The organism is Aureisphaera sp., assembly GCF_059726885.1.
On record NZ_AP041051.1, the window covers coordinates 474,900 to 486,567 of the forward strand.

The 11,668-nt window shown below is 39.6% G+C and carries 11 protein-coding genes; 2 read left to right on the forward strand and 9 right to left on the reverse strand.

Translation table 11 applies throughout. The features are described from left to right. Positions 1-14: 14 nt before the first annotated feature. The 4 genes from AC6JAD_RS02295 to rsgA form a co-directional block, all read right to left on the reverse strand. Entirely contained in the window at positions 15-1,862 is a 1,848-nt protein-coding gene (locus AC6JAD_RS02295; RefSeq protein ID WP_461302765.1) for a DUF3858 domain-containing protein, read from the reverse strand. Between the two features lie 4 nt (positions 1,863-1,866). Next, the gene (locus AC6JAD_RS02300) at positions 1,867-3,762 is read right to left on the reverse strand and encodes a DUF3858 domain-containing protein (RefSeq protein ID WP_461302764.1); all 1,896 of its coding nucleotides are present in this window, start codon (positions 3,760-3,762) and stop codon (positions 1,867-1,869) included. 67 nt (positions 3,763-3,829) lie between these two features. Continuing rightward, positions 3,830-4,282, reverse strand: a complete 453-nt coding sequence (dtd, locus tag AC6JAD_RS02305; protein WP_461302763.1) for a D-aminoacyl-tRNA deacylase — start codon at positions 4,280-4,282, stop codon at positions 3,830-3,832. Between the two features lie 12 nt (positions 4,283-4,294). After that, complete coding sequence (gene rsgA / locus AC6JAD_RS02310; RefSeq protein ID WP_461302762.1) at positions 4,295-5,248, reverse strand: ribosome small subunit-dependent GTPase A; 954 nt, start codon at positions 5,246-5,248, stop codon at positions 4,295-4,297. A 187-nt stretch (positions 5,249-5,435) separates the two neighbouring features. Between rsgA and AC6JAD_RS02315 the strand changes: the two genes are divergently transcribed. Continuing rightward, on the forward strand, positions 5,436-5,894 hold the full coding sequence (locus AC6JAD_RS02315; protein WP_461302761.1) for a hypothetical protein: 459 nt from the start codon (positions 5,436-5,438) through the stop codon (positions 5,892-5,894). Between the two features lie 35 nt (positions 5,895-5,929). Here AC6JAD_RS02315 and AC6JAD_RS02320 read toward each other — a convergent pair whose 3' ends face one another. The 3 genes from AC6JAD_RS02320 to AC6JAD_RS02330 all read right to left on the reverse strand — a co-directional run bounded on the left by AC6JAD_RS02320 (position 5,930) and on the right by AC6JAD_RS02330 (position 8,668). After that, positions 5,930-6,604: a T9SS type A sorting domain-containing protein gene (locus AC6JAD_RS02320; protein WP_461302760.1), complete on the reverse strand. Its 675-nt coding sequence runs from the start codon at positions 6,602-6,604 to the stop codon at positions 5,930-5,932. Positions 6,605-6,726: 122 nt separating this feature from the next. Beyond that, positions 6,727-7,809: a chorismate mutase gene (locus tag AC6JAD_RS02325; protein ID WP_461302759.1), complete on the reverse strand. Its 1,083-nt coding sequence runs from the start codon at positions 7,807-7,809 to the stop codon at positions 6,727-6,729. Beyond that, a complete protein-coding gene (locus AC6JAD_RS02330) occupies positions 7,799-8,668 on the reverse strand; it encodes a prephenate dehydratase (RefSeq protein ID WP_461302758.1) in 870 nt (289 codons plus the stop codon). Before AC6JAD_RS02330 ends, AC6JAD_RS02325 begins: the two co-directional genes overlap by 11 nt. 244 nt (positions 8,669-8,912) lie before the next feature. Between AC6JAD_RS02330 and gldA the strand changes: the two genes are divergently transcribed. Further along, positions 8,913-9,812 carry a gliding motility-associated ABC transporter ATP-binding subunit GldA gene (gldA, locus tag AC6JAD_RS02335; protein ID WP_461302757.1) on the forward strand — a complete coding sequence of 300 codons (900 nt, stop codon included), beginning with the start codon at positions 8,913-8,915 and terminating at the stop codon, positions 9,810-9,812. Here gldA and AC6JAD_RS02340 read toward each other — a convergent pair. Then, on the reverse strand, positions 9,799-10,554 hold the full coding sequence (locus AC6JAD_RS02340) for a head GIN domain-containing protein (RefSeq protein WP_461302756.1): 756 nt from the start codon (positions 10,552-10,554) through the stop codon (positions 9,799-9,801). The genes gldA and AC6JAD_RS02340 overlap by 14 nt on opposite strands. After that, the gene (locus AC6JAD_RS02345; protein ID WP_461302755.1) at positions 10,551-11,660 is read right to left on the reverse strand and encodes an acyloxyacyl hydrolase; all 1,110 of its coding nucleotides are present in this window, start codon (positions 11,658-11,660) and stop codon (positions 10,551-10,553) included. Before AC6JAD_RS02345 ends, AC6JAD_RS02340 begins: the two co-directional genes overlap by 4 nt. Between the last annotated feature and the right edge of the window lie 8 nt (positions 11,661-11,668).

Sequence of the window (11,668 nt, forward strand, 5' to 3'; positions counted from 1 at the left end):
CACTTCACCACAAATTAGACTTTGGAAAGAACCACTTTCTCTGTTTCCTTTTCAATGCGGACCATGAAGAATTCTTTTAAACTATCATAAGCATCGTAAGGCATTAATGGCATATTAATCTGAAAAGCGCACTGTACCTGAATGTTCTGACCTTGTGCTGAAATTCTATAAGTAAATGAGCCCATATTGTCCGGCAGCGAAAACTTTATGGGTTCCGGCATTGACTCAACCTGATACCCTTCTGGAATGGTCACTGTCATCATGATTTGATTTTTCAGTAAATACTCGAAATCTATGGAGTACTTACGCTCTTCTTTTAGGAATGGATTCTCTGGAAGTGCCGTGAAAAGTAATGGAGAAAAGTAAAGCTTACCATCAATTTCATCAACTGCATTTTCCATTTCAAAAGCGAACGAAACATCCACTTCATCCCCTTTTTTGGATCCCGCTTTCACTTCGTCTACTTCCAATCCATCCACCTGATAATCTAAAATGGTTTCCATTTTATTCTCTCCTAAATCCTTTATTTCTCGGTTCTTCTGTATACCGTAATAACCACTATGCCTCTCCCTTAATTTTCCAGAAATCATTAAATCTTCATCTATGGCCGCCTGTCCCATAATATTTTTGGTAGAGATGTTCGGATTTTCCAAGTTCACCCAATCAAAACTATGGTCTTGAAAAATGCGCATTCCTTGCCAATTAAGAAAATGAGGGGCTACGAAATCGAAACTTGATTTAGGGTGAGCAGCATCTAGCAAATATGTTTTTCCTCGAATTACAGCAGAAGCCAGCACTCCATTAAAGGCACTACTACTAGCGCTTAAGGGAATTCCGTTGCGTTTTGTGGACACTAAAATAGGAGCGGCGTCAACACCCACACTTTCTAGCATGGAAACCAATAGAATGTTGATGTCATCTAAGCCTCCTTCACCTTTTTTATAAGTTTCCCGAACCGATTGATTGGGAACATAGCCGTAATTCTCATTCCATTCTACTTTCTCCTTTAAATAATCATACACAATACGTGCCTTTTTTAACTGGTCTATTTCACCATTAAGCGCAATTTCCAGATCCTCCCGATAGAACTTCTTTGGCTTCATACCCATTGAGAAATAATCTACGGAGATGATTTTACTTCCAAGGGATTTCCAGTTATTGAATTTAAAGGTATCTCCCAAAGTGGTAACATTAATCTTAAGGAAAGAACGGTACACATCCATGTCATACACATAGTTTTCCGGTTCTAATGCAGCCACATCGTTTACAATGAAGTTTGTAGACCTACCTTCCTCTACCCTTGCCACTCTTAAAAACGCTCGTGGATTCTGAAGTATTTCTATTCCCAACCCTGTGTTGTTCACAATATGAATTTTCTCTTTTCGTATGGGAATATCGTATTGTAAATAGATATCATTGAAAGTACCTTTATCTGTCCTATAAGAAAGCTCTAGTACAGAACCCGGATTTACGTTAGGGAAAGAAAACTTCTTAATCTTAACATCTTTCACCACTTCATCCGTAAAAATCAGATCCCTATCCAGTTCTGTCTTTTCCACAGCCCCATTCACCAAATTATAAGTCGCCCCTTTTACCCTTTTTACATCACGATAAGGGATACTAATGGTTGCGTATTTATACCCTTCCTCGTTAAAAATTTTAATTCGCTCATAGACTTCCACCTCTGACCCGAGAACAGTGTTTACCTCCCTATAAAGCACTAGTGCTTCGGCTTCAGGAAACTTTACGTCCTGTTCCATTAATAAATCTTTTTCAATACCCTTTCCAGGCTTATAATCCTGTCCTAACAATGCAGAGCTAATGGCAATTAAGGAAATCAATAAAAGAAGTATGTTCTTCATAAATCTATAGTTTAGTTAGTATTATTTTTTGGTTATCGTGTCTAGCTACTTTTTTCATGAATTTTCGGTAGTTCTCGTACTCTTCTTTTGGAAATTCCCCTTCATGAATTTCGAATTTTCTTAAGTATTCATATTTACCCGGTGATTTCTCTCGAATTTGAGATTCGTACTTTCCAAATTTTGTCTCTAATTGGATTGGTTCGGGCAAAGAGGTTACACCAAATCCTGGAGGTAATTCCACAGAAATTTGGTCTTCGTCTACAAAGCCCCGAGAAATATAAAGTGGAAATTTTCGATTCTTATATCGTTTAGGAATGTAGGTATATCTATTCAGCACATTCACTGGGAAGATTAGGTTTTCACCTGCAGAGCTCGTATAGGACCTTGCTTCGAAGGCAACAGTTTCGGTAAGCCTAATGTCTTCTTTATTATTTTTGAACGTATTCGATTTCAAAGTGATATTATCGACATAATCCCAGTATTCTTTATAGTATTCATCAATTTCATCCGAAGTCATTGATTCTATATCATGCCTCATACTATATTGGGTTCCCATGGACTCCAAATTCACTTCTACTACTATGGTCCCATCTTCATGCAGGACACACTTACCATTAGTCTTTAAAGTGTTCTCATGATACGGATACGCGGTGGTATGCGCAATCTCACCACCCTCTGGGGTTATCATGAGAACATCCCTATCGTCCGTAAAGTTGGCTACAAAGCCAAATGGAACTGTCTGACTGGTACATTCCAGCCAAATGGTTTCTTCATCATTAGGCACTGCTAAAATGATATGATTTCCTTGCAAGGAGGCAAAATCAGGATCTATGTTTCTTTTCTGCCGATCGCCATAAACTACAGAATAATGGGACGGAACACCCACCACATCCAAAAGTGTTTTGGTATAATTTGTTAGGGCCTTACAATCTCCGTAACCCAGTTTATCCACCTCGGAGGCGGACATAGGTTTCCACCCTCCAATTCCTACTTGTACGCTAATGTATCTTGTATTATTTTGTACATACTCATAGATTATCCTTGCTTTTTCCTCATTGGTGCTAGCATTGGCAACAAGTCCCCTCATTTTTGCTTTGGTTGCTTCGGGTAGGTCACCTACGTCATTCATTAATGCGGTATTCATCCATTTCCCGAATTCCATCCAGTTCTTACCACTTCCAGGCACTCCTTCCAAATAGAAATTGTTCATAGCAAAAACTGCCTTGGGTGTATAATTGCTCAAACCGGGGCCATGAAACTCGCTTTCAATAGCAGGAAGCTCTTTAGTAGAAAGAAAAATGCTTCCAGGATTTTCAGTTTTAACTAAATTACTGTTAGGGTCGGTAATTTTTTGCCTTATTTGTATTCCTTCCCCATACGTAATGGAATACTGACTTTCCTCAACACTTCTGTTATACCCTCCGAGAGGAATAAAAGGTTGTATATAGGCTGTATTTCCTGTTTCCCATTCGTACTCAAATATAACCGTGTATGGATATTCTGTAGGTGTATAATCGAAGACTAGCATTCGGCTATCGGAGTAAAGAGTTCCTCCCGAAACCGCACTAATGTCTAAAAATTCTTTCTTCTTAAATTTTTCCAATTCCTCTCCAGAAGCATCTAAAATCTTGGCCTCTGCCCTCTTCACTTTCGAAACATTATCATAGTGCACCACTGGAGACAAATGACTATTTCCATTTTTATTAAGAATAGTCATTGCTACTTTATATTGCACGCTCATCTTCTTTGGTTGGGGAATATCTATAGCCACGGACTCGAAACGAACCACACTATTGGAATTTTCTTTTAACTCATCGGATATATCCGCCGTGTTATATAGATTCTGTGTAAAGCCTACGGTGCATATCAGACCGAATACTAGGAAAAGTAAGAATTTCATAAAATAAGCTGCAAATTAATAAGAGGGAAGTATTGCGAATCTATAAAAAATGATGAAAATTCAAAAACTATTCCTTGTTTTTTGTGTCTATAATAATGGTCACGGGACCGTCATTAATTAATTGTACATCCATCATGGCCCCAAATTTACCTGTTTGCACTTTCTTCCCTAGGTGCTTTTCCATTTCAGAAACGAACGTTTCGTACAAAGGAATGGCCTGTTCTGGCCTTGCTGCTTTAATAAAAGAGGGGCGTTTTCCCTTTTTGGTACTGGCATGAAGGGTGAATTGACTTACCACGATTACATCCCCACCCACATCCTGGATGGACAAATTCATCGCTCCTTCGGCATCGCCAAAAACCCGTAACCCGGCAACTTTGGATGTTAACCACTCAACATCTTCCAGACCATCATTGGTTTCAATTCCCAAAAGTATAAGGTATCCGTGATCAATTTTGGATATAATTCCCCCTTCCACTGTTACAGATGCTTCCTTTACACGTTGAATTACAGCTCTCATAACAGTATTAGATTAAGATTCCTCCCCATAAACATCCTTTCTATATTGTTCTTCATCGCCTTCCAATATCTGAAGATAGCTTTTGTAGCGCGACCAAGCGAGTTCCCCTTTTTCTAACGCGTCCTTTACGGCACATTTGGGCTCCTCTAAATGCAGGCAATTATTAAATTTACAGTGTTCCTTCAACTTGAAAAATTCAGGGAAATAGTCTCCCAATTCCTCTTTGTCCATTTCTACCACCCCAAATCCTTTAATCCCTGGGGTATCGATAATTTGGGCACCAAAAGAAAGATCATACATTTCGGCAAACGTAGTGGTGTGCTGCCCTTGTTGGTGCTGTTCACTAATGGAAGACGTCTTAAGGTCAAGGCCCGGCTCCAAAGCATTTACCAAAGTAGATTTACCCACTCCACTATGCCCGGAAAACATACTTACCTTGCCTTCCATTAGTGCCTTTATTTTTTCTATATTCTTTTTCTCTGTCGCCGACACCCCAATACAAGTATACCCTATCCTTCTGTACAGATCTGCCAAAAACTTAATTTCTATTAGTTCTTCCTGCGTGTAGGCATCACTTTTGTTGAAAAGTAACACTGCTTCTACATCATAGGCTTCTGCCGTGACCAAGAATCGGTCAATGAAGGTGGTAAATGTGGGCGGATTATTTAACGTTACCAGAAGGAATGCTACGTCTATATTTGCAGCAATGATGTGGGTTTGCTTAGAGAGGTTTACACTTTTTCGGATGATATAGTTCTCCCTTTCCTCAATTCGGTGAATAATCCCGACGGTTTCGTCACCTTTGGTTTCCACGTCGAAAGCCACATGGTCGCCCACCGCAATGGGATTCGTACTCTTAATTCCTTGTATGCGGAAACGTCCTTTGATACGACAGTCGTAAAAGGTGCCGTTCTCGGCTTTTACATTGTACCAACTTCCAGTTGATTTATAAACGGTTCCTCGCATAATTTTTCAGGAAAAACAAAAATAACCACTTTTGGCAAGAAACTTGTTCAAGTGTCGGGAAACCTTTTTTTAACTTGTTCACTAGAAGGGCCAATTAAGCCAATTTTTGAATGAATATGATATTGCTCATTTCATTCTGCGGAAAAGGTCTTTCTTTTGTTATAATTATTTCAAAAACCATATCATTATGAGAAAAACATTTCTAACGCTAGCACTCACAGGACTCATGGCCTTTGCCATGAATGCACAGGAATACGAAGTAAAAGTCGTAACCAGTGTAGAATCTATTGTTCCAAATGGCTTGGGGAGATCTCGTCTTATTTCTGCCAATGTTGAGCGTAATTTCGAGGAATTCACCTCTACTCAAACCGAAGATGACAACAAAAGGAATAAATCTAAAAGAAAAGACATCCGCGTGAAGGATTTCGACGAAACCAAATTGTTGAACTTTTACAATCTAGGTGGAATCCGATTTCAGAATATTGCGGCCAATGATGCTGTGATAGAGTCCAAAATTAATACCATGCTGGCTAATGGATGGGACCTTGCTCATGTGACCAGCGCCGTAGAGAGTGATGCTGGAGAAGGGGACAATAGTGGTATTTTCATTACCCGCTATATATTTAAACGGAAAATACAGCCCTAATATCAATTAAAAAGGAGGTCAATGACCTCCTTTTTTTAGCTCTTAATCAGTTTATGGGTTTTCAGTTTTTCTCCATCTGCCAGCACATTTACCAGATAAATGCCTGTGGGCTGAGCTGAAAGGTTAACCTTAACTTCCTTACCGAAATTTTTAAATTCTGAGGAATGAATTTGCTGGCCCAAAATGTTATGGACATGCACATTCACAGTTCGATACTCTTTTACAAAACCTATGTGGAATATACCCGATGATGGATTTGGGAACAAACGAACCTGTTGACTATTTAAAGAACTTATATTGTTTTGCAAATCAATATCTTCACTCTCCTCATTGGATGATTCCAAGCTACAAGAAATGAACATACAGGCAACATGCACCTTCTCCCATTTAGCTGCCTCAGCAAGTACCAGAACTTCATCCAGAGTATCAACCTCTAAAGAAACATCTACGGGTTTGTTATCTTCAACAACGACTATTTTGGATTTAAAACCTACATAGGAGACTTCCAATATATCCCCTTTGGTTACCTCAATTCTAAAACTTCCTTCTTTGTCACTTACAACACCCTTTTTCGTTTTTAGGTTCACAATATTTGCATCTGTGAGACCTTTCTTATCGAAGCTATCGGTTACTTTACCACGAACCCATTCCTGGGCTAGTGCATTAAAAGTGAGTGCGAATAGGACGGTGGTTAGTAGTAGTGTTTTCATATGATTGAATTTTAAATACATTCAAACCTATGAAGAGAATCACTTTCAAAAAAACACTATTGAGTCAACCCTAGCATTCATTGAGGGAAATAAAAAAAGCCTCCATTTGGAGGCCTTATATCTTATTCGCTAATCACTTTCTTCTGATGGTTTATCGATTCTTGGTGAACTGCTTTAAATACTTTGAGAATAAACTCTTCACTTAAATTCTGCTCCTCCCCCTGAAGGATCATCTTGCCCAATATCTCATTCCATCTTTTGGTTTGCAGAATGGCCACATTATTCTTCTTTTTCAATTGTCCAATCTCATCACTAATGCGCATACGTTTACCCAACATTTCGATAAGTTGGTGATCCACTACATCAATTTTGGTTCGCGCGGTGGCTAGTTTATTTTGAAATTCGATCGCATCACCTTCTTCTTCCCGAATACGTAAGTCTACCGTCATCTGGTCCAATACCTGTGGCTTAATTTGCTGTTTGGCATCACTCCAAGCATTATCTGGATCGTAATGCGTTTCTACCATTAGCCCATCATAATTGAGGTCCAAGGCTGTTTGGCAAAGGTCGAAAATGATATCCCTTCTTCCTGCAATATGCGAGGGATCCAAAATCAATGGTAAATCTGGAAAACGATTTTGTAGATCAATCGGGATTTGCCATTCTGGATTGTTACGGTACCTCGTTTTTTCATAGGTAGAAAACCCTCGATGAATCACCCCAAGGTTTTTTACATCTGCACTGTGGAAACGCTCAACAGCACCCAACCACAAAGCCAAATCTGGATTCACCGGGTTTTTCACCAACACAGGTTTGTCGGTACCTTGCAAGGCGTCTGCAATTTCCTGGACTATAAACGGAGAGACAGTGGTTCGTGCACCAATCCAAAGGATATCCACATCATGCTTCAGGGCCAAATCTACATGATTGGCGTTGGCCACCTCGGTCGTCGTCATCATTCCTGTTTCTTCTTTGGCTTTTTGCAACCACTTAAGGCCCAACGCCCCTACTCCTTCAAAATTTCCGGGACGGGTCCTTGGTTTCCAGATTCCGGCTCGCAAAACGGTTGCATCCGTATCTTTTAATTGATGTGCTATTTTTAAGACTTGTTCTTCGGTTTCGGCACTACATGGTCCTGCGATCACCAATGGGTGTGCAAGCTCCATATCATTTAACCAGTTCCGTAATTCCTTCTTATTTTCCATGTGCTAATACATTTGTCAATTCGCTAGGCACATTGTTCCTGTTTTGTGTGTAAGTACCTATAACTTTTAATTCCTTTACCACTCCTTCTAAGTTATCCATAGCACTATAAAATTGCTGTGGCTGGTCGAAAATAACGTCCACAAAGAACGCATATTTCCAAGGAGTTCCCAATAATGGCAGTGATTGTATTTTCGTTAAATTGAGATCGTTGGTCGCCATTACTTGCAATGCATTACTTAAGGTTCCCACTTCACTCCCCAACACAAATTTTATACTCGCTTTGTTCGGTGTTTTTTTACTAAATGTTTCCCCCTTTTTGCCAACAAGCACAAAGCGTGTCTGGTTTTCTTTGATATCCTGAATATTGCTATCCAAAATTTTCAGTCCATATCTATCTGCGACCTGTTTTCCCGCTATGGCAGCGACCCCTTTCAAATTGTTTTCTTTGATACGTTTGGCTTCACTTGCGGTATCCTTTCCTTCAATGATCTTAAATTGCGGAGGGAACTTTCTCAAATAATCCTTACACTGCAATAATGCCACAGGATGCGAATGTACTTCGAACACATCGATAATTGACTCGCTCTCCAGCGCCATCAAATACATTTGAATGTTCAGGAAAACCTCATCATAAATTTCGAAGCCTCCTGCCTCAATGAGGTTGTAATTGGGTAAGATTGAACCGGCAATGCTGTTTTCAATGGCCAATACCCCAAGCTGTGCCTTGCTATGTTTCACACTTTGGGTTACGGCATCGAAACTATCGCATTTTACCAGCTCTACTTCTTCATTTGGGAAGAGTTTCTGAACGGCCTCATCATGGAAGGACCCCTCTATTCCTTGAATTGCAATTTTCATAATCGTATCATTTAATTTAACACCATAAAAAAACCCGGAACAACTGTCCGGGTTTTGAATTTTTGTATCGATTAGATCAATTACATAACAACCCGGTCATTTCCGCGGAAATAAAAAAACCAAAAGTTGAAAAATGTAAAAAATCGTTTCATTTCTTATTTGTTAATGCTAATGTACACATTGTTTTAAAACATGCAATATTTTTTTACGTTTTTCTGAATATCTAACATTATCTTCGTAACCTATGTCCATAGAAGTAGCTAATATCACTAAGTTTTACGGGGCGCAAAAAGCGCTCAATGAGATTTCATTTTCTATTAACAAAGGGGAGATTGTAGGCTTCCTAGGACCTAATGGTGCTGGGAAATCGACTTTAATGAAAATTCTGACTACCTATTTGAAAGCTTCGGAAGGACAAGCTTCCGTTAATGGATATTCGGTTGACAAGCAAAACCAAAAGGTGCAGAAAAGTATTGGTTATCTCCCAGAGCACAATCCATTGTATCTAGAAATGTACGTAAGGGAATACCTTAGTTTTAATGCTGAAGTTTATGGGGCTAATAAAACCGAGGTTGAAAAGGTAATTGAGCTTACTGGTCTTGCTACAGAAGCCCATAAACGTATAGAGCAACTCTCTAAAGGGTACCGGCAACGTGTAGGATTGGCTAATGCCTTATTACACAATCCGGATGTTCTCATCCTTGATGAACCCACCACGGGATTGGATCCAAATCAACTTATTGAAATTCGAGAATTGATAAAAACGGTTGGCAAAGAAAAAACAGTGCTACTGTCTACTCATATCATGCAAGAGGTTGAGGCTATTTGCGATCGGGTCATTATTATCAACAAAGGTGAAATTGTTCTGGATAAGCCCTTGAAAGACCTCAAGGAAGGCAAACAACAGATCGTGGAAGTTGAATTCGATTATCGCGTCGAGGAAGTTGCCTTACAACGTCTGGGCCATATTGACAAAGTAGAAAATAAAGAAGGATTTGTATATCACTTATACTTCAGCACCCAAGAAGATATGCGTGGAAAGGTATTCGATTTTGCACATGACAATGGGCTTAAAATCCTACAGTTGCATCAAAAAAATACAACGCTCGAAAAATTATTCGTAGAATTAACTAGTCCTCAATAATCAATCTTCCTGTGTAGAATTCCTCTACCAAAACAATTACTGGACGATTTTTGGCAATCACATCGCCCAAGCTTCGAATCTCACCTTGGATAGAGTTGATAGGATGTACAATCATTTTCTGGGTACTTCTGTGGAAGATATTTAGATCTTGGATGAAGAAGTTTTCCGCTTCCACTCGACCGTCACCATCAAATAGGTTGAAATTGGCTTCATCTGCAGTACCGCTAAGATAAAAATTGGATAGACCACTTGCAGCAATGTTCAGGATACCTCCTTCAAACTGAAGATGAAAATCCCCATCTATATGAAACTCATCTTCGTTATCCTGATCTTCAGATATAAGGGTAAGCTCTGGATAGGTTATCACACCATCAGATACCACAGCCAATCCCGAACTATTTCGTATTTCAGAGATATTGGGTGAAGTAACATACACCTTTGTAAGGCCATAATCCCGAACCAAATTACAACCGTTGTCGTTCTTTACACTCAACATATTGTTGCGCGATTCAACCACGATATCATTAAGCAGGTTTTCTCCTGTTTCTACAACCACCTTCTGAAAAGGCCCTTCTTTTAAAATTAACTGAACGCGTTCCCGCACCAATATTTTCTCAAATGGGAGAACTTCAAACTCCTCCTGGACGATATCGCCTGCAGCCTGAAAGCAATTAAGACCTTCCTCACTATCGCAGCCCCAGAAGAGCATGACTACCACTATGTAACCAATGAACTTTCTCATAATCGTACGCCTATTCCAAATTCAACACCTTCTGCCTTAGCCCAGTGGGCTTTTACCGTTACAATTGCAAATACGTTATCCTTATATACATAACGTTTTAACCCAAGACGGTTATACCACCTATTTTCGAACTCATAGGGCCAATACACATAATATCCAACTTGTGAAACAAATGCTGTTTTGTAGAAATTTAGTTCGTGACCCACAAAAATCCCAGCCCTTCGGTAATCTTCATTACCCGTTAGACCTTCCTCTGGAAATGCCACGGTTCTGTACCGAATGAATTCTTCCAGAAATTTGGAATCGAAATAATCGACTCCCAATTGCAACGTACTCTTGTAATTAATTCTCTTGTCCGCATAGGCAGAAACAGCCCAAAACGGAAACTGCCCTTGACCCACTACATCGCTTTCGTTCCATCCGTAACGGAATATCAAATTATATTTAATTCGCTCTGCATGACTTTTGCTGGGAGGATCTTCCACATCGATGTATTCTGGGAAATTCTCATGATCTATCAGGTAGCTTAACCCTGCATTAAAGGCCCAAGTATTGGTACTATTGTTTGGTGCCCTGAAGTTTGCATTACTGTAGTGGATTATACTGAAACCTGCATGAAACCCAAGGCCTTGCCAAATGTTTTCCTTTACATAATTCAACTTCAAAAAGGTGGTGCTCAAAATATCTGAACCAAAGGCGTTGTTCAAGAAATTCGTTTCGGGATCATAAGGATTGGTCGCATAAGCAATTCCCTGGCCCATACGGAACACTAGGTTGCGGTTCAGGAAATACCAGTTCATGTGTGCATACAAACTGTAATTTTCGCCCAAGATTGGATTATTAAAATCCTGATAGGCAAAGGTAAACCCCCAATCTGGGTAATTATAGCGACGTTCTACCTCCCTAAAACCATAGGTCTTCCTATTATAACTAAGTACTACTCCCTGGGGGTGTTCGGTAATAAGGTGGGCTATATCTGGATTATGTTCCAAAATACTTCCGTAGAACACGTCCGCTTCAATCTCAAATGGTCTTTGTGGTTTATCCTGTGAGTATGCCACCATCCCCAACAAAAGAAAAGCTATAACGAAAAAGGTCTTTCTCATAATGAATC